This is a genomic window from Psychrobacillus glaciei (assembly GCF_008973485.1).
Lineage (GTDB): Bacteria > Bacillota > Bacilli > Bacillales_A > Planococcaceae > Psychrobacillus > Psychrobacillus glaciei.
Genome location: NZ_CP031223.1, coordinates 3,143,063 through 3,161,886 on the forward strand (window position 1 = coordinate 3,143,063; position 18,824 = coordinate 3,161,886).

The 18,824-nt window shown below is 34.7% G+C and carries 20 protein-coding genes; 2 read left to right on the forward strand and 18 right to left on the reverse strand.

The features are described 5' to 3' along the window. Nucleotide 1 precedes the first annotated feature (1 nt). From PB01_RS14775 to csaA, 6 genes are all read right to left on the reverse strand, one after another. Complete coding sequence (locus PB01_RS14775; protein WP_151700905.1) at nucleotides 2-499, reverse strand: hypothetical protein; 498 nt, start codon at nucleotides 497-499, stop codon at nucleotides 2-4. A gap of 196 nt (nucleotides 500-695) precedes the next feature. Then, nucleotides 696-1,130, reverse strand: coding sequence for a hypothetical protein (locus tag PB01_RS14780; RefSeq protein ID WP_151700906.1), 435 nt, complete (start codon nucleotides 1,128-1,130; stop codon nucleotides 696-698). A 1,099-nt stretch (nucleotides 1,131-2,229) separates the two neighbouring features. Continuing rightward, entirely contained in the window at nucleotides 2,230-2,619 is a 390-nt protein-coding gene (locus PB01_RS14785) for a hypothetical protein (protein WP_151700907.1), read from the reverse strand. Nucleotides 2,620-2,777: 158 nt separating this feature from the next. Further along, nucleotides 2,778-2,999: a hypothetical protein gene (locus PB01_RS14790; RefSeq protein WP_151700908.1), complete on the reverse strand. Its 222-nt coding sequence runs from the start codon at nucleotides 2,997-2,999 to the stop codon at nucleotides 2,778-2,780. A 258-nt stretch (nucleotides 3,000-3,257) separates the two neighbouring features. Continuing rightward, a complete protein-coding gene (locus PB01_RS21470; protein ID WP_225986048.1) occupies nucleotides 3,258-4,127 on the reverse strand; it encodes a hypothetical protein in 870 nt (289 codons plus the stop codon). Nucleotides 4,128-4,400: 273 nt separating this feature from the next. Then, nucleotides 4,401-4,730: a chaperone CsaA gene (csaA, locus tag PB01_RS14800; RefSeq protein ID WP_151700909.1), complete on the reverse strand. Its 330-nt coding sequence runs from the start codon at nucleotides 4,728-4,730 to the stop codon at nucleotides 4,401-4,403. 411 nt (nucleotides 4,731-5,141) lie between these two features. On the opposite strand from csaA, the gene PB01_RS14805 reads away from it, so the two are divergent. Beyond that, nucleotides 5,142-6,377 (forward strand): IS110 family RNA-guided transposase, encoded by a 1,236-nt coding sequence (locus PB01_RS14805; RefSeq protein ID WP_151702070.1) that lies wholly within the window; start codon nucleotides 5,142-5,144, stop codon nucleotides 6,375-6,377. A gap of 565 nt (nucleotides 6,378-6,942) precedes the next feature. Here PB01_RS14805 and PB01_RS14815 read toward each other — a convergent pair. From PB01_RS14815 to PB01_RS14860, 10 genes are all read right to left on the reverse strand, one after another. Beyond that, entirely contained in the window at nucleotides 6,943-8,406 is a 1,464-nt protein-coding gene (locus PB01_RS14815; protein ID WP_225986049.1) for a beta propeller repeat protein, read from the reverse strand. Nucleotides 8,407-9,781: 1,375 nt separating this feature from the next. Further along, on the reverse strand, nucleotides 9,782-10,237 hold the full coding sequence (locus tag PB01_RS14820; protein WP_151700911.1) for a hypothetical protein: 456 nt from the start codon (nucleotides 10,235-10,237) through the stop codon (nucleotides 9,782-9,784). A gap of 12 nt (nucleotides 10,238-10,249) precedes the next feature. Beyond that, nucleotides 10,250-11,032 carry a class I SAM-dependent methyltransferase gene (locus PB01_RS14825; RefSeq protein ID WP_225986050.1) on the reverse strand — a complete coding sequence of 261 codons (783 nt, stop codon included), beginning with the start codon at nucleotides 11,030-11,032 and terminating at the stop codon, nucleotides 10,250-10,252. A 10-nt stretch (nucleotides 11,033-11,042) separates the two neighbouring features. Beyond that, a complete protein-coding gene (locus tag PB01_RS14830; protein ID WP_151700912.1) occupies nucleotides 11,043-11,894 on the reverse strand; it encodes a hypothetical protein in 852 nt (283 codons plus the stop codon). A 12-nt stretch (nucleotides 11,895-11,906) separates the two neighbouring features. Further along, nucleotides 11,907-12,653 (reverse strand): class I SAM-dependent methyltransferase, encoded by a 747-nt coding sequence (locus tag PB01_RS14835; protein WP_151700913.1) that lies wholly within the window; start codon nucleotides 12,651-12,653, stop codon nucleotides 11,907-11,909. After that, the gene (locus PB01_RS14840; RefSeq protein ID WP_151700914.1) at nucleotides 12,643-14,136 is read right to left on the reverse strand and encodes an amidase family protein; all 1,494 of its coding nucleotides are present in this window, start codon (nucleotides 14,134-14,136) and stop codon (nucleotides 12,643-12,645) included. Before PB01_RS14840 ends, PB01_RS14835 begins: the two co-directional genes overlap by 11 nt. Further along, on the reverse strand, nucleotides 14,136-14,570 hold the full coding sequence (locus PB01_RS14845) for an NUDIX hydrolase (RefSeq protein WP_151700915.1): 435 nt from the start codon (nucleotides 14,568-14,570) through the stop codon (nucleotides 14,136-14,138). The genes PB01_RS14840 and PB01_RS14845 overlap by 1 nt, the downstream gene beginning before the upstream one ends. Nucleotides 14,571-14,697: 127 nt before the next feature. Beyond that, on the reverse strand, nucleotides 14,698-15,021 hold the full coding sequence (locus PB01_RS14850) for a DUF378 domain-containing protein (RefSeq protein WP_151700916.1): 324 nt from the start codon (nucleotides 15,019-15,021) through the stop codon (nucleotides 14,698-14,700). Between the two features lie 60 nt (nucleotides 15,022-15,081). Next, nucleotides 15,082-15,258, reverse strand: a complete 177-nt coding sequence (locus tag PB01_RS14855) for an asparagine synthase (RefSeq protein WP_151700917.1) — start codon at nucleotides 15,256-15,258, stop codon at nucleotides 15,082-15,084. 222 nt (nucleotides 15,259-15,480) lie between these two features. Further along, nucleotides 15,481-16,410 carry a DUF1835 domain-containing protein gene (locus PB01_RS14860; RefSeq protein WP_192797368.1) on the reverse strand — a complete coding sequence of 310 codons (930 nt, stop codon included), beginning with the start codon at nucleotides 16,408-16,410 and terminating at the stop codon, nucleotides 15,481-15,483. Nucleotides 16,411-16,609: 199 nt separating this feature from the next. Between PB01_RS14860 and PB01_RS14865 the strand changes: the two genes are divergently transcribed. Further along, entirely contained in the window at nucleotides 16,610-17,377 is a 768-nt protein-coding gene (locus PB01_RS14865) for an SDR family oxidoreductase (protein WP_225986051.1), read from the forward strand. 51 nt (nucleotides 17,378-17,428) lie between these two features. Here PB01_RS14865 and PB01_RS14870 read toward each other — a convergent pair whose 3' ends face one another. Together PB01_RS14870 and PB01_RS14875 are read right to left on the reverse strand one after the other, a co-directional pair. After that, on the reverse strand, nucleotides 17,429-18,310 hold the full coding sequence (locus tag PB01_RS14870; protein WP_151700920.1) for a DMT family transporter: 882 nt from the start codon (nucleotides 18,308-18,310) through the stop codon (nucleotides 17,429-17,431). A gap of 223 nt (nucleotides 18,311-18,533) precedes the next feature. Next, entirely contained in the window at nucleotides 18,534-18,815 is a 282-nt protein-coding gene (locus tag PB01_RS14875) for a hypothetical protein (protein ID WP_151700921.1), read from the reverse strand. Nucleotides 18,816-18,824: the final 9 nt, after the last annotated feature.

The window sequence follows — 18,824 nt, forward strand, 5'->3', positions numbered from 1 at the left end:
GTTAGTCCAAGAAGGTTTGTTCTTTGTTAGGTTTAATGTATAAATCAATTCTTTCTTTAGCACTTTCACTCTTACCCCGCCATTTAACAATCATGTAAATATTATTTATTTCGTTTAATGTAATAGGTGTTCCATCTTCGTTCAGATATGTCCCACATTCAATTGCCCCAGTATATTCCTCTTCAATATCCTTTCCAGTACTACTTACTCCACCTGTATGTACTACTAGGTCTTTATCGTTAATAACTACATGGGTTTCGAAATGAAAAAAATCTACATTAGATTTATTTCCATTTTTCACATGTAAAGTTCCATTACCCGCTTTAAAACTTTCTGGTGTTATCACAACTTCGTATCCAGTTAAATTCCAAGTCTGACTTTCTCCCATTAATGATAAATAGTAATTACTAACTGACTTCTCATTACCATTACATCCCGAAAGTAAAACGACAAGTACTAAAAAAAGCATATAAAAAATTCTTTTACTTTTCAGTATCATAACGACCCCCTTTTTCCGCTATAATTGTATCATTTTAACTTTTATAAAGGTGATTTCATCTTACACTAAACTGCTTCGTTAGTAAAAAGGGCTCTACTCCTATTTAAGTAAAGCACCCGTTAGTTTAAGTGTAGACTTTCACAATCTTATTCCTCTACAAAAGAGAGCCATAAAAAATACCCTTAAGAGAGCCCTATTAGTTATTAATTGTTTTAATTCGGAAAGCATAAATTCCATCACCTTCATCCCAACTTGCGTGAATGACAAAAATGAATTCGCCTTCTTCCTCTGGTAATGTAAATTCATGGGTATTAAATCTTTCAAGATCCACGCCATTGTTTTCCCAAATACCAATTTCGATTGAAGAAGGTTTGTAGTCAAAGTTAATTAAAATTGTTTTCCCGCTTGGAACTTCATTCACCTTCACCTTTTCTACAAGTTCAGCAGGGGATGCCGAATCAGCAATAACAACTTTTCCATTTTTCGTCCAAGAATATGTCCCCATTGCATAAGAAATTTCTTGATTATCAACTGTTATAGTCGGATGTGGTGGTTTCAAATCTTTATTTTCATTTGATTGGCATCCAGTTATAAAAAATATAAAAACAAATATCCATAGGCATCTTTTCATTCTAATCCTCCCTCTATAAATGTGAATGTATATGGTTTGTTCATTCTATATTTTTCCTTTTTACTTAAATGATGAGCTTCGGCTTTAAAATATTTGATTGTTATTTGTTCTAATTCCTTCTTCAACTAAACGTTAGTAATAGGTAAACGTTTGAAGTTATCTCCGGCTTTTCCCCTACTCCGCACGGAACGTGCCAGTTTCCAAGCATTCCGCGTTCCATCTAACGATGGTATTATTAATTATAAGTTTCAAGTTACTCTTCATCGAAGAGCTTGCACTGTGGCATCATTCTTATATGAAATGATGTTCCCACGTTCTTACCAGACCGGTGCAATGCACAGTTGAAAAATAATTATTACCTATCGCTAGACTTGGGGCTGTTCCTCCACCTCCATTACAGAGGTTTCACTGGTCGTACCCCTACCCTCATAAGGACCAATGCATTTCGCCATTTAGCTTATAGCAACCGTTTCGGGTGACAGCCCTTGATCCAACGTTCCTTATTTTCCAAGTACCTTATAACCTAGCTATCTTTTTCTAAACTTAGGTGCTTCCTGTAAGCCTATGAGCTGGATACCGCCATTGTTCGGTATAACGTGTTTCAGAGCAGCAATTTTTACTCCACGTCACTCACCCCATCGTTGGATGGTACACAAGTTTCCTTATGCTCTAACTTTAGACCCGTACATTCGGAAGTTCGTCTGTTCTTTTCCGTAAGAAAATTCTCACCATATTTAGTTTTTCAGCCATCCGACATATCCATTGGCATACCTTTTCCGTGAGGAGTGGCTTCAGCCTTTGTTCTGCCGACTTTACCTGAGCTTCAGACCCCATAATCTGTCTATTATGACGCATGCAGGAGTATCAATGGGATAGTTTCAAAATACGTGGTTTTATCATTCCTATCCTCGGTTATAAAGTTAGGATTTCCGAAGAAATCCCTTGTTTTTTCACACATTAGTGCTTATAACAAAACTTGTCGCGCTGCTGCGTTAGTTTAAGTGTAACATTTCACATTGTATCGCCGAAATCTTCTTGATGTTTAGGACGTAAAAATAGACCATCGAAAAATGATGGTCTTGTTTAACTAAAGCACCCGTTAGTCAATTTTCGGCTTTTTAACTTTTAATATCGCCTTTAAGGATAAGATAGATATTCTTAAAAATCCTCTTACTAATAATTGTCCTATTAACTGAACACCTGCCACAAGTATTACAGCAACATCTCTACTAACTGGCTTAAACCAACTGCCATCATTTGGGATAAAATACATAGCCAAAAATATGGATAGTAACCCTGCAATAATATTAACCCAGATAACGTACTTAATCTTTATGTAAACAGACAAAGAACCTATTATAACAACAAACAATACAAGACCTAAAAATAAGAAAGAAGCTTCTTCCCCCTTAATATGTTGCCCATATTCATAAAAATGAAAGAAGAAAGCTACAGGCACTAAAGAAAGAATCAACCACAAAATCTTCATAATAACCTCCTTTATTTTCATAATACTTGCCGATGATAAAGAAAAAACTAATTTAAAACTTCGACGTAAATCAATTTATTCCTTCTTCAACTAAACTGCGGCGTTAGTTCAATAAGAAAAAAGGCTTTACTCCATCTTGAAGTAAAGCACCCGTTGGTTTAAGAAGAATTTTTTACTTCTTTCTTCTGTTTCCTACGGTAAAAAAAACGCCATATATAAAAGATAGTATATGTAATTACTAACACTGACAAAGGAATATACGGATAGTTTTGTCCACCATAAAATATAAGGATGCTTCCTATAATAAACGCTGGTACCGCCAAATAAAACCACATTCTTACTTCCTTGTTTTTAAAACTTAATTCAAATCGTTCACTCATATACCCTACCCCCTTTATAACTTTCTTCAATTAAACTTCCCTTTAAATGTTTGAAACGAATTGTTGAGGTTCTGATTTCCCCCCATTATTAAACAAAATACATTACCTTCTTCAACTAAACTGCTTCGTTAGTTCAATAAAAAGACTTTTAATAAATATTCCCAAATTCATTACCTTGAAATTCACTTGTAAACCCTTTTTCAGTTGAACATGCAAAGGAGAACTTTTAAACAGCTCAATGAACTTCAATTATATTCCCTATTTGAATAGTTCATAGTTGCTCAAATATATTGCTCCATTTCTTCTTGTTACTTGAAAATTTAATTCGTCTTTAACCTTAAGCACAGAACCAGTAATCTCTAAATTTTTTCTTTTTATAAAGGATATACCATATCCATTATTATCGGGATACCCATAAATATAACAGACTACTTTTCCATCATTTAAAAAAACAATTTGATTCATTGAATCACTTACTGTATCCGCTATATTATCCCATTTATATCCAACTTCTTCATATATCGTATCTTTAGATGTATATGGATCAAATGAATATATAACATCCCATTCAAAGGGGGTAACATCTAATAAATTTATTGTATCAACGGATTCTTCAATTGATAACACTTCTTTTTTTAATAACTCTTCATTTACATCCCACAAATCTTTTTTTAATGGATTCAATAATATAGCAATAAATAGGATGCAAAGAACAATAATCACTCTAGTTTTTGTAAATTTCAAATCAAATCTACCTCTTGCCTCTTTTATCCTAAGAAGCTCATCTATACACCAAAAGAAACTGGAAGATAATATAGGAATAAGTAAAAAGAACTGTAAGTCAGGAAGTATAAAATCCCTTCCCAATTCTGAAAACAAAGCTGGAATCAAAACTACTAAAGTGGCAAGGAATAAATGAATGAACAATGCCAAGATCCCTCTATACTTCCCTTTTAATTTTTTAGTTAGATAATCAGAGAAAACAGATACTGGTACTCCATAAAACAAAATAATAGGGAATAAGTAAACACCTAAAATGATGATAAACCATGATTGGTAAAATAAAAAAAAAATTATCATAAACAACGCATAAGTCACTACCGCAGAAATAAGCTTTCTTTTAATCATTTGAACACCCCAATCATTTCTTCTTCAACTAAACTGCGACTTTAGTTGAATAATAAGGGCTGTTTCCTGACAGCGCTTTTTTGCTAAAGCACACCGTTAGTTGAAGATGTTATTTTTTATTTTTCATTAAATTACTTCCATTTACATCTGTTGAAAAACCAACTTTACTCCTTCTGGAAGTAAAGCACTCGTTAGAGTTCGTTGCCGACATTTTTGCAAGATAGCACCGTTACTATTTTACTGAAAACAAGTAGGATGTTCCTTTTATCATGCCTATGCTATTGGTGTTCCATTTTTAACAGATTCATCTGGCTTTAAAAGTACCACGTCACCTTCCTCTGGTACACCTCCAATTACCAATACCTCCGATTTAAAACCAGCAATACGTCTTGGAGGGAAATTTACTACTGCAACCACCTGATGTCCAATAAGTTGTTCTGGTGTATATCTTTTTGTAATTTGTGCAGAAGAATGTTTAATACCAATTTCTCCAAAATCAATTTCTAATTTTATTGCAGGTTTTCGTGCTTCTGGAAAGGGTTCTGCGTTAATAACAGTACCAATACGGATGTCCAATTTCAAAAAGTCCTCAATTGTTACCACAAATTTAGCCTCCAGTCATTTACAATTAGTACCATCTTAACAAATTGAATCAAAAATTTAAATCATCAAATAATTCAGCTCGATTTTTGAACACAGTTAATCATCGCTCTTCTACTAAACTGCCGCTTTAGACTATACTCCTTCTTGAAGTAAAGCACCCGTTCGTATTATAAGGTTAGCCAGATATTTCTGGTTGACCTTTTTTTATATCGATATATGATTGCGGTAGCCGGGGTAGAACGTAAGCACCCGTGGGGCTATTGATCCCGTCAACTAAACAGTTCGCCCCCTACTTGTAGAAACATGATTGAGGCTGGTTGGGACTCTGATCTCGTATAACAAGCGAAGCTATGATACTACATGGAGGAATAGGGGTTACCGGTTAATTGTATGACAAGGAGGAAAATAATGATGAATCCAGTAATTGGTCTGGATGTGGCAAAAGGCGAAAGTCAGGTTCAAGCATTCTTAGATAAAAAACAACCGTATAAAAAGAGCTTTAAAGTAGCACACACACTGGAAGGGCTGACAATTCTTTTAGAGTTTATGAGAGAAATAGAAGTGGCTTCTGGAGAAAGGCCCCCCATTGTTTTGGAATCCACTGGCCACTATCATACACCAGTTGTCCAATTTTTCGAAGACAGAGGTTATTTAATAATCATGGTTAATCCACTCGTTTCGTATCGAGCAAAAAGTTCCAGTTTACGTAAAGTAAAGACAGATATCATAGATGCTCGTCATCTCTGCGAGATGTTTTATAAAGAGGACTTAGAGCCTTATAAACAGCGAGGGATCCAGCTCTTAAATTTACGTCATCTTACAAGACAACATGAAAATATTACAGGTATGTATGTACAAACTAAACTACAATTCCAATCCGTTTTAGATCAAGTATTTCCTGAATACTGTGGGGTCTTTGGAGATCTTTATTCAGATGTCTCCTTACTGACCTTACAAGCATTTCCTACTTCTGAGGAAGTGATGGCAACACGTGAAGAAACAGTCGCCAAAAAAATAAAGGAATTCTGTAAAAGTCGTTCTCAAAAATGGGCAAACAGTCAGTCAGAAAAGTTAAAAGCTGCCGCAGATCGCAACCCATTCCAGAAAACCTTATACAATAGTCTTATCTTAAGCATAAATATGTATATTAAGATGCTTCTAGAATATAAAAAACATCTATCAGATCTGGAAAGAGAGATAGATGCTTTAGCGAAAAGCATGGAAGAATATAAGATTCTCCAATCCATCCCCGGTATTGGTGAGAAAATCGCAGCAACGATTATTTCGGAGATTGGGGAGATTGATCGGTTTAATCATCCTAAAAAGTTAGTTGCCTTTGCAGGAATTGATCCAAGTGTTTTTGAATCTGGTACATTCAAAGGTACTTTGAATCGGATTACCAAAAGAGGTTCTAGTAGACTACGACATGCCTTATATATGGCCGTTAAAAGTGCCATTCGTGATAGTCGCAAGAAGAAAACGACAGATGAACTCATTCCTCGAAATAAGAGGTTAAGGGAGTTTTATGATAAGAAACGTGAAGAAGGAAAGCCCTTTAAAGTAGCTGTAATAGCATGTGCAAATAAGCTTTTACATTGGATTTATGCACTTTTAAAAAACAATTCATTTTTCCAATATCTTACCTAGTATTAAAATATAACTAAAAAGCCTAAACCTTTCCAAATACAGAAAATTGAAAGGTTATTTGGCATGCACAATTTTAGTATAGCATGAACTAATTTGTTTTTTATTAATAAATATTGACAAACTATTGGCTGGTTTAGTTGAATAATGGAGTATTAGAAATTAATTAATATCACCTACATATTAATCCAAATTCTATTTTCAATCTTTCACATTTTTAAATATTGAAACTTTTCATTTTTTGCAACGTATCTAATAACAACCTATTACCTGATTGGAAGTGAAGTAATGAGCTTTGGTACCTGGATTGCTATCGCAGTAGCACTTTTTGCAGCTATATTCTTCTCAAGAAAAAAGAAAAGTAAATAGCCTTCCCGGAGATTAATTCAACTTGATTAATCTCTTTTCTTTCATATTTTGGTTCAAAAGCTACATAAAAACTCCCCTTCTCTTATTGAACTAACCTGCGGCGTTAATTCAATAAGAAAAAAGGATTTACCCCTTCTTGAAGTAAAGCACCCGTTAGTTTAAGTGAAATGTTTCACAAATTTTTTTCATGGATATACATTTAAAATTTTTTGCGTTTCTTCGGAGTCTTAATTTCTTCCCATGAATAATTTGGTACTGTGGCAACCCATATCGTATCTCCCATCATATCCACATCCGAAATAATAGTATCGTTCGCTTCAAACACTTTTTCAGATTTGCTTTCATATTCCGTACTGATGGAATAGATAGCTTCACCTCTATTGCTATATCCCAATAACTTCTCTCCTTTTTTAATGAATTGAACTATCTCTTCATCCACGTTGATTTTTCTCCAATTTACCTCTTGAAGATTTCGCGTCCAAATTCCACTCTCTGTGGTTATGAATAGCCTATTACTAATCACTTTCATATTCCACGGTACATCCTTACTATTCGGCATGGTGATTTCGTTCCATCCATCATTTATCTTTTGTAAAAGCTTTCTTTCTTCTGTGAGTCCTAACAAATCTCCATTATCCGATATTTGAATCACATAAAATGGGTTAGGAACAATAGCTTTTTCCCAACTTTTCCCTTGATTACTTGTATAATAAATAGTTCCATTTGATAGCACAGCTATATGATTGTTGATAGAATAATCGACGTTCTCAATCGGGTGGTCTAATGAAAGAATTTTCCTTCCTTTACTTTTGGATGTAATACCCACCCATATTTCGTTTTCCGTAACTGCATATAATTCATCATTCCTATCAAACCAAGCGTGTGTCACATAATTATCAGCTCGTAGTGCGGTCCATTTTTTTCCACCGTTCTCGCTCCATTCAATAAAAGGTTGATTACTTGTACTAAATTGGGTTGGCTTTTTGTCTCCCCATACGACTAATTTTTTGTTTCCAGCGACAAACCCTGTAATCGCCATCCCTTTTTTAGATAGCTTTTCGGTATCAATACGTTTGGATATTAATCCTCCACCGTATGGTAATTTATGAATGGCACTGACTATATCACCGTTTCTGGCATTGAATGAAATTCGAGTAAATCGTTTATCTCGATCATTTCCAATCACTGTTAAAATTGGTGTACCCTCGATATTATCCAATGTAAAATGATATCCTGTTGCCCAACCTTTTCCTTGTTTTAGACCATATTTATCCTTTGCAAGTTGGAGAACATCCGAGCTATCCAATTTGATCTCATCGTATTGAATTGTAGGAACCTGAGATTGCTTGAACGATTCAAACACGGTAATTTTCTTTTCTGAGATACCAATTAGTAAATGTTCATCTGTACCTAAAGCCATAAATTGCATAAACCAATTAAAGCGTTTCCCTGTTTCTCCTCTCGAGCCACCCATCGTTTCATCCACAGTATTTACACTGGTAAGTGTTGCGTTTGCATTCCATTCTTTCGCTCGCTGAAATCCAATATCAATCGCTTCTTTAAGCGTAAGTTCCCCCTCTGAAGCGATTGTTTCACGACCAATCAAATTTACAAAAACTAAAAAAATAACTAACAAACAAGAGACTTTTTTTATGAAACTCAAAATACCACCATCCCATAACTAAATAAGCACATTAATCACAGGATTAATGTGCTTATTTAGGATGGAGTAAATACTTCGCTATATTCCCTCATAGATCCAATATAACAAACAAAATACTCCTTTTATCAGAGAATCCTTCTTCAACTAAACGTTAGTAATAGGTAAACGTTTGAAGTTATCTCCGGCTTTTCCCCTACTCCGCACGGAACGTGCCAGTTTCCAAGCATTCCGCGTTCCATCTAACGATGGTATTATTAATTATAAGTTTCAAGTTACTCTTCATCGAAGAGCTTGCACTGTGGCATCATTCTTATATGAAATGATGTTCCCACGTTCTTACCAGACCGGTGCAATGCACAGTTGAAAAATAATTATTACCTATCGCTAGACTTGGGGCTGTTCCTCCACCTCCATTACAGAGGTTTCACTGGTCGTACCCCTACCCTCATAAGGACCAATGCATTTCGCCATTTAGCTTATAGCAACCGTTTCGGGTGACAGCCCTTGATCCAACGTTCCTTATTTTCCAAGTACCTTATAACCTAGCTATCTTTTTCTAAACTTAGGTGCTTCCTGTAAGCCTATGAGCTGGATACCGCCATTGTTCGGTATAACGTGTTTCAGAGCAGCAATTTTTACTCCACGTCACTCACCCCATCGTTGGATGGTACACAAGTTTCCTTATGCTCTAACTTTAGACCCGTACATTCGGAAGTTCGTCTGTTCTTTTCCGTAAGAAAATTCTCACCATATTTAGTTTTTCAGCCATCCGACATATCCATTGGCATACCTTTTCCGTGAGGAGTGGCTTCAGCCTTTGTTCTGCCGACTTTACCTGAGCTTCAGACCCCATAATCTGTCTATTATGACGCATGCAGGAGTATCAATGGGATAGTTTCAAAATACGTGGTTTTATCATTCCTATCCTCGGTTATAAAGTTAGGATTTCCGAAGAAATCCCTTGTTTTTTCACACATTAGTGCTTATAACAAAACTTGTCGCGCTGCTGCGTTAGTTTAAGTTCAATGTTTCACATTCTATATATTTATTTGAACATAAGTATTCAGAATACCTTTTAAAATCAGGTTAATAAGTATTGTTTTTCAGTATATCCATGGCATTATGCTAGTTAATTTGAAGACGATTTGTAGGTAAAAATGCAAACGTACACCAGCCATTGTACTCTTTCCAATTGTGTTGCAATTTGTTATGCTTTTATTAAGTATATTTGGTATGTATTCCTTTTATATCAACAAAAATTGACCAACAAAATGATATACAAATTGATGGTCATTTAAGTTACATTTTTAATGTTTGCGACAGGTAACGGAACCCGTTATCCGTTAGGGGACCTCCTTTTCACTTGCTATTCACTCTACATTTTCTTATATTTTTCATTAAATGCATTTAACCAATCCATATCAATTGGACCGTTAACTACTTTATAATAATCCCCATTATAAATATGAACATAATTTTCTTCCATCGTAACCATAGTAGGATTAGATTTATTATGATGGATTGTGAATCCAAATCTCTTCCCTTTGTAATTAGTATCAAAGAAATTCTCTTTTTGCTTCTTCGCTTGATACTGGCTTAAAAAATTTAGAAGTTCATCTACTGGCTCTATATCCTCGGTTCCCCACCCATCACTGCTGTCGTCTGGAATAGGATAGCCTCTATTAGTAAATGAAAAACCTATAAAATCACTTTTTTTCAATCGGATTAAATCCTCTAAATCTCGTTCACGATAATCATTCCAATACTTGAATGAAAAAAATGCAATAACTACAATGAAAAAAATCAAATATATTTTATTTTTCTTTTTCATACTTCCCTCTCGCTAAATCTGCTTTCTACATACATAGATCATTTCATAGCTATCATTACTAATAGGTGTTCCTTTCCAATCCGTATTCACATGTAAAATATCAAAACCATTTTCCAATAATAATCTTTCCATTTCTTTTGGATATGTATACCTCAAGCTTATATGCGTTCTTGTTTCATCAACGACAATGCCATCCGCATTTTTAAACTTCCTAATTGTAGTATAGTGTTGCATTTGACTCAATGCATCGTAGTTACTTATGGTATAAACGTCTACCTCTTTATTACAAGTTGTATCGGTATACGTTTTCCAATATTCTTCGGTACTCGGTTGCAGTAACTCTTCTGCGCTAGGAAACCTCGTTCCAAAAATAAAAATTCCATCTTCCTCTAAATGTGTTTGGATAGAAGATAAAAGCATGTTTTGTGATTCATTCGTATGAAAATGTTGAATCGAGTTTCCAACCATATAGATTAATGGGCTTTTACAATTTAAATCTAGTTGAGTGCAGTCTTGCTCCAACCATTCAATCTTTAATTGAAGTTCTTCTGCTTTTTTCTTTGCTTGTTCAAGCATACCCGCATGTAGGTCAACCCCAATTAAGTTAAAGCCATTTTGTGCTAGGGGAATCGTTATTCTTCCTGTACCACAAGCTAAATCAATGATGGTACCTCTTTTCTTTGAAGCCCATTCTATTAAAAATGGAATTTCCCCCACATAAGCATTATTTTCGATATCATATGAAATTGGATTATCATATTCTTCCATATTGTCATTCATTACTTTACTTGTCATGAGATTCTCCTTATTCGTTATCATTTTGAAACAACCATTGTCTGACTTGCTCTTCGAAGTCCTTATTTTTCCATGCTACTATAGCGGCCATTTCGCCCAGTTTATTCATTTCGTATTGGAAAAACAAATCTCCAATAAAATAGGCTAATCTACTGTGACCAAATGTTTTTCCTCCATTGATGGAAAACCACTCATGAAATAGTTCATCCCTTGTTAAAGATAAATAATCAGCTGTAAATGCTTTCTTTATTTCGCTTGTATTTGCATGTGTAAAAGTTAGCCACTCTAAGCCTTCGTCGTTATAAGAAAAATAGATAGAAGGATGTACGTTTACAACTGTCTTTCGAGATAAATGGGTTGCTGCTCCCTCTTGATAAAGCCCAATAAGTGGGCTAGTCCATTGGATCTTTGTCCAATCTATACCAACTTGATCTGATAGTATGTTTTGTGCTGCATGGCCAAATTCATGTGCAACAATTACGCGCAAATGGTCGGGGTCTGGTGATAATTTTTCTAATGCGAACGTGATGTTCGGAATGATTTGGTGATGCGTGTAGGCGTTAGAACCAAAACCTCCAACGATTAAATTAATATCAACTGGGAAAGTAATTTGATACAGTTTCCTATATTCTTCAGCTATTTCTTCAATTATCGGTAAAATATTTTCGTGTACTTTCTTTATAACTGTAAAATGCTGAGAATATTTTTTAATTGATTCACTATGTCTTTCGTCCGTGTCCTTACAATGAGAATCAAAATACTCTGCAAAGATATCCGGATACTTTTCATAATAACTTCTTAAAAAATCAATAGATGGTTCATAATTATTTAGAAAGTATGGAACAGTATCATAGATTTTCAATTAATCTTCCTCCTAAAGCTTTCTACTTTTAATAATTAACGTAGTTGGTATAGATTTTGCCTTTTCGAAAGAGTACCATCTATTTTCATGCCTTTGTATATCTTCTTCAGAACACCAGACATCTTCAATCACTTTCTCAATCTGAAAACCATGACTAATTAATGTATTCATATAAGTACTGATTCTAAACTGCTGCATAATTGCGGGATTCCCCCACCCTTCATGGTCATAAGGACCTTCCTCATGATAGGATTTGTTGAAAGTTAGGGCTCCACCTTCATTACTTACTCGACTATGCAATGGATGCTCCCAGCTAAAAACAAATACACCCCCTTGTTTCAAGTATTTATTAATATTGGATAACGTCTTGTCTAGATCAGTTGTCCATCCAAGCGCATAGATGGAGTAGACAATGTCAAAATAGTTTTCTGGTAATCCAGGATTCAATTCCATTGGTGATTGAAATAATTGAACAGACGAACCACAATTCACTAATAATGATCTCGCTGCATTTATTTGTTTTTCCGATAGGTCTAAGCCCCATAGTTCAGCTGCATTTCGCTGATTCATATATTGTAATGAATGCCCACTGCCACACCCTATATCTAACACTTTTAAATTCGTAATATCCCCAAATAGATTAAGATCATCTTCAAGTGGCGCCATCGGTCCATACTCAGGAAGTGGATTTCTTCCATAAAAACGTTCTGCAGCAGCTTCCCAACTATGTTTGTTTTTCTCTAGTGACTTAGTGTTCATTCCTAAAACCCCCATCATTTTTTCCTAATAAGCATGGGCTTCTACGATGCTTAGTAGCTTGCTCAAAAGCATAAGCAAGCTTAATTAAAATCCCCTCACTAAAAGCAGTTCCTGCAAAAGTTACTCCGAATGGTTTTCCACTTTTCATATATCCTGCAGGCATTGCTATAGAGGGATATCCTGCTTTTGCAGATATGGTGGATCCTATGTAGGAAGGAAAAAGAATTGCATCTAGATTATATTTTTTAACAGCAAAATCGATTCCTTGTTCTTGAGAAAAATACAAGTCTTCCAATCTTGCAATTAAATATTCTGGATTTCTTAATGTATTAGGAAAATGTTCTCTCTTCTCTAGCTTATCTTGCCCGTACTTTAATGCTTTTTCTCCTAAACTTTTATTAAACTGAATTAACTCACTGAATGAATGAACAGGTAGTTGCGGAGGTAATTTCGAAAGATAATTATCCAAGCTATGTTTCAGCTCATATAATGACACTCCCCAACTCCATTCTCTATGGAAAGAAGGAATTTCTATCTCTTGAATAACGATTGCTCCTTCATCTCCAAGTGTTTGAATGGCAGAATTAAATAATTCTTCATCATATTCATCCGATTCATTAGAAGCAATATTGAACACACCAATTCTTGCACCTTTTAAACCATTCGTATCTAAATAAATAGTGTAATCTTGCAGAGATCTCCCTTCACTTTTTAATGTTGCAGGATCTGATGAATCCACACCAGTTAGTGCTCCTAATAAAATTGCTGCATCGGTGACGTTTCTCGCAAATGGTCCAGCTGTATCTTGAGAATATGTAAAAGGAATAACACCTGTTCTGCTTATTAAGCCAACAGTAGGTTTAATACCAACTACTGAGTTTTGTGTAGCAGGACTAAGAATAGAAGCATCTGTCTCAGTGCCTACCGATAATACAGTGAAATTAGCAGCAACCGCTACTGCTGATCCGGAACTCGAACCTCCAACAAAAAGATTCTCATCCCCATAAGGATTTTTTACTTGTCCACCTCTTGCACTATAGCCAGCCCACATTTCCGAAGACATTCCATTAGCTAATTCTGTCATATTCGCCTTTCCTAAGATGATGGCACCTGCTTTGCGAAGCCGTGCAACAAGAAAAGCATCTTGAGCGCTAATATGATTTTCTAATGCTATTGTTCCTGCACTTGTATGCATGGAGTCATTTGTTTCAATATTATCTTTCAGTAAAACTGGAATTCCATGTAAAGGTCCTCTTGATCCCTTTATCTTTCTTTCATGATCTAATGCTTCTGCGATAAAAATGGCGTGAGGATTTATTTCCAAAACAGAGTTAATCTTTAAACCGTCTTGATCATATTTTGCGATTCTATGTAAGTAATACATGGTTAGCTCTTTTGAAGTTATTATTCCGTCTTCCATTCCGGGTTGTATTTCTTGAATGGTTAATTCTTCTCTGAAAAATTTATTAAATTTAATTTCCATTAATACTCTCCTCTGATCCTCAAAGCCTCGGCTGCAACAATACTGTCGCGCAAATAATATTGTATTTCTTCGTTTTTAACAATTTCATCCGTCGTCATCCAGTGAATCGATTCCACCTCATCCGGACTTTTTGCGTACGGTTCCCCTTTATCGAATTCACAAAGAAATACAATGTCCACAACTTCTTTGCCATTTGCTAAAACAAAAGAAGTATTTCGTACATATTGAATAGGATCCTTCACTTCCACCCCAACTTCTTCAAATAACTCACGTCGAAGTGTTCTCTCCAAAATATTTTGAGAATCACCTTCTTGTTCTACAGTTCCACCTACTAAGGCCAATCCTCCTCCAGCATGCGCTTCCTTTGTGCTCCTTCTAATTAAGAGCCACTTATCCTCTTTAAATACTGCACCTTCCACATTTATAAAAAACATTTGTATTCTCCTTCCACAAAGCCATTATGTATTCTTCGTGATGTGTAACAATATTTCCTTTTCTTTTTACAAAAAGCATAAAAAAACTGACAACCCTGTATTAGGGTTATCAGTTTTTTATTGCAGGCTAATCTTTATCATAGTCCTTTTTAGAAACGTCCTTTATATCTGTAAAGTCTGGTTCCTCACCAAGTTCAGTACCAAGATTAGGATTTCTGTAGCTTTTATGATCTCTGTCTGTAACTACATCCACGTCTCCTACAGGGTCAAACAGAAGTGGTAAGCATAGTAGTCCACTTAAACCAACAAGACCAAAAATAATTCTAGATAATCCTGCTGTCTCTCCACCAAAGATGGAGGAGACTAAATCGTACTTGAAAAATCCTATTAGACCCCAGTTGATTGCACCGATTATTACTAATACTAAAGCAATCCGAGATATAATTCTCATGGATTAACACCTCCTTTTTTTTATGCAAAGGAAGGAAAGAATACCTTCCTTTACGAATCTTTAGCGACGATGTTCGACTAAATCGATTGCCCCTAATACAATATGGGCTAAACCAAAGCCAATAATCGAACCCGATATTAACGGTGTAATGCTTCTATTATTACGCAATACCACACCCGTAGTTGTTACGGCTGTCCCAAGTACCGTAGGGATTAAACCTTCACGTAAATTCTCCATAAAAACACTCCTTTCGTTAATTGCTATGATTCGCCCTTATCTTTCGCAATTAACACCCGTTTAATACAGACCAATGAAATTAATGTTTTATAAAAATTTTTTGTATTAAAAAGGGCTTTTATTAATATGTGCTAAAATTATTAATTTATTTTCGAAACGTTTTTATAAAATCAAAAAAGTCGATATCCTGATTGTTAAGGAATCGACTCTTCATTATTCTGCTTAACTGGAAGCATTCTTTTGTATATGAACACCAGCAATCCACCAATCGATCCCCACAAAATCCAATCGATTTTTCTTCCCATTCAACACATCTAGACCATGAGATGTTAACTCTAACTTAGCATTTGATGGAGAAAGTTTATAATTTGGCAAAGGAAGATCACTTGAAAGTAACGGATTCATTCCCTTCATTAATTCGTTTAAAATAGCAGCAAAATGCAAATCACTTAATCCGTCATTCACTCTTTTTTCAGTTACGATTTTAAATAACCCGTAGAATTGACATACTCCTTCGTTAATTAGTTGTAGAGATAAAAGTTCAACTTCATTTAGGCCCGTTTTTGAAGAAGGAAAATAACTTCCATGCTCTTTAAAAACTGGAAGTAGAAAAGGAAGAAAATGCTGTTCTGTTTGAATCCATTTTTCAATATCCTCTTTATTATTCGAGTTATACGCAATCCAACCTGAAACAGCCTCACGAATTTGTTCCTTTGTTATCTCTTTTTTATCATCTACTAGCGCCGTTAATTGTTGGGAAGTTAACTGACCCAATCCATGGAAAGGATAAATACCAGGGTATTGGTCAATACTTATCATTGATAGTTTTTCAAATTCCATTGAGGATAGTACTGTTAATAGATACATGAGCATCGTTTGGTCATACCGATCATGTTCAAACCAAAGAACAACCTCATCATTTGTCGATATATTTTTTAGAAGGGAATCTTGTTTTTCACAATTGGAAATAAAAAATGCTTCAGGAATACCTAGTCTTTCCTCGAAAAAAATCGCACGCTTTTGTATTTGCTCCTCTTTTGACCATTCTAAATTTAATGGACCAAAATCATACATTTCTCTCCACACAATAATTTCGCCATCTATTCCTTGAATCTTATTTCCTACTGCATCTCCATTTACAATATGTATCATGTACATCCACCTTCATTTCTATTCGTATTTTCAAGCCTTTCAACAACCCATTGCTTTCTAATTCTCCATTAATTAAACTTTTTCCTTTTTATCACTCTAAAATTTGAAACTAGCTCTGGAACAAATGGACTTATCCTTATTACGTTCCAAGATCAAATAAAAATGTGTTAAAATATGGTTATTAAAGGAGGAGGAGTATTTGAATAGCAATAAAATTGCAGTTATTACTGGAGCAAGTCGCTTAAAGGGAATAGGAGCCGCAATTTGTAGAGAACTTGCTGATGTGGGCTATGATATATTTTTTTCATACTGGACTAGTTATGACAAAGAAATGCCTTGGAACATAAATATAGAAGAACCTATCTTGTTAAAAGAAGAATTATCAAAAAAAGGTGTTGAAGTATCGAGTTTGGAACTAGATTTATCTAATCCAAATGCATCTCAGCAACTTATTAATGCTGTAATTGAAAAACTTGGCCCTCCCACAGTTTTAATTAATAATGCTGCATATTCAACTAATAATAACTTTGCTAGTTTAACACACGAAGAATTAGATAAGCATTATATGATCAATGTTCGTGCTACTACACTTTTAAGTATTGAATTTGCTAAGCAGTTCAGTAATTCACATGGTGGAAGAATTATTAACCTTACTTCTGGACAATTTCGGGGACCAATGCCTGGTGAATTAGCTTACGCAACCACAAAAGGAGCAGTAGATGCATTAACCCTAACTCTTTCAGCAGAACTAGCTCCACTTGGAATCACAGTAAATGCGGTGAATCCAGGTCCAACAGATACAGGTTGGATGAGCGAAAAAACAAAAAAAGAGCTCTTACCTTTGTTTCCTTTTGGTAGATTGGGAGACCCAGGGGATGTAGCTAGAATTATTAAGTTTTTAGTAAGTGAGGAGGCAGAATGGATAACTGGGCAAGTAATTAATTCAGAAGGCGGTTTTAAAAGGTAAATTTTTATATGTAAAAAAGCGTCTTTACCTATTGTAAAAACGCTCTTTTTCTTAAATTACTTCTTCTATACTTTTCTTTTTCAAAAAACCAAATTTAGTTTCAGAAATAATTATGGCACAAAGAATAAGAGTTGCACCTATAATCATTTTAAAAGTCATTACTTCACTTAAAATTATAATTGAAAATGCCATTCCCCAGAAGGATTCTGTTGATAAAATAATTGCTGCTTTTGTTTCCGAAAGGTATTTTTGAGCAACTGTTTGCATTAAAAAAGCGATCGTAGTTGAAAAAACGCCTAGATAAAGTAGATTGAACATTCCTTCTGTTTCCAAAGAAAAAGAAGATTCCCCTCTAAACAGAATAACAGTACATCCAACAATAGCTGCCACTATCATTTGAACAATCGTAAGAGCAACGGGATCCTCATTTTTTACAAACTTAGATGTATAAAATATGTGAAATGCAAAACAAATCGCACAACATATAGTTAGCATGTCCCCTACATTAATTTCAGAGGATAACTTAAGAGATAATACCGCTATACCAATTACGGCCAGAATAGCACCAATTAATTCGAACATATCGATTTTCCTCTTATAGAAGAAAAATCCGATAAAAGGTACAATTACAACGTTTACTGATGTTAAGAATGCATTTTTCGAAGGAGTCGTATATTGCAGCCCTACAGTTTGAAGAGCAAAACCAAGATATAGAATGATTCCTAATAACGTTCCTTTAATTATTATACTTTTATCTACTTTCTTCAGCTTTTTGTAAAACAAAATACTTAAAATAACAGCACCAATTACGAACCGCCCCGCTAAAATCTGATAGGGAGTATAGTATTCTAGCGATATGGCGGTCGAAACAAATCCACTTCCCCATATAATTGCTATAATAATCAACATTATTTCACCAATATATTTTTGCATGTAATTCACCAACCTTTTTTCAATATTCTTAGTATAACGTAATATCTTTTAAAAAAAGTGACTAATTTCTACAATATTCGCACAAGTAGAAGAAGCTGCTATCAACTATGAAGTATTACGCCAAAAATTTTTCCTAATTGGCCACATTTTTATTCATTCTTTACAAAAGTGCATAAAAAAAAGACCATTATTTTGGTCTTTTCATCAAAATCTTTATTTGAGTTTATAACCTTATAAAAACTTCTGTTCCATCTTTTGCTTTAACGTCGACTATATTAAGCCCTCTATGCCTTTTCAGTTCATTTACAATTTCTTTTAGTTCATTTTTGTTAAATTGTGGAATCATAAATGGTATTTCTTTTTCCTTCATACTTTCTTTCGTCCATTTGTTTATCATTTTATTCAACAATTGTGAAGAAAGTATAGTAATACAGATGTTTAACACAAGATAAGGAACTGGAATGGAGAGTCTTACTGCTTTTGATTTCACTTTTACGTTTAGCATATGGGTACT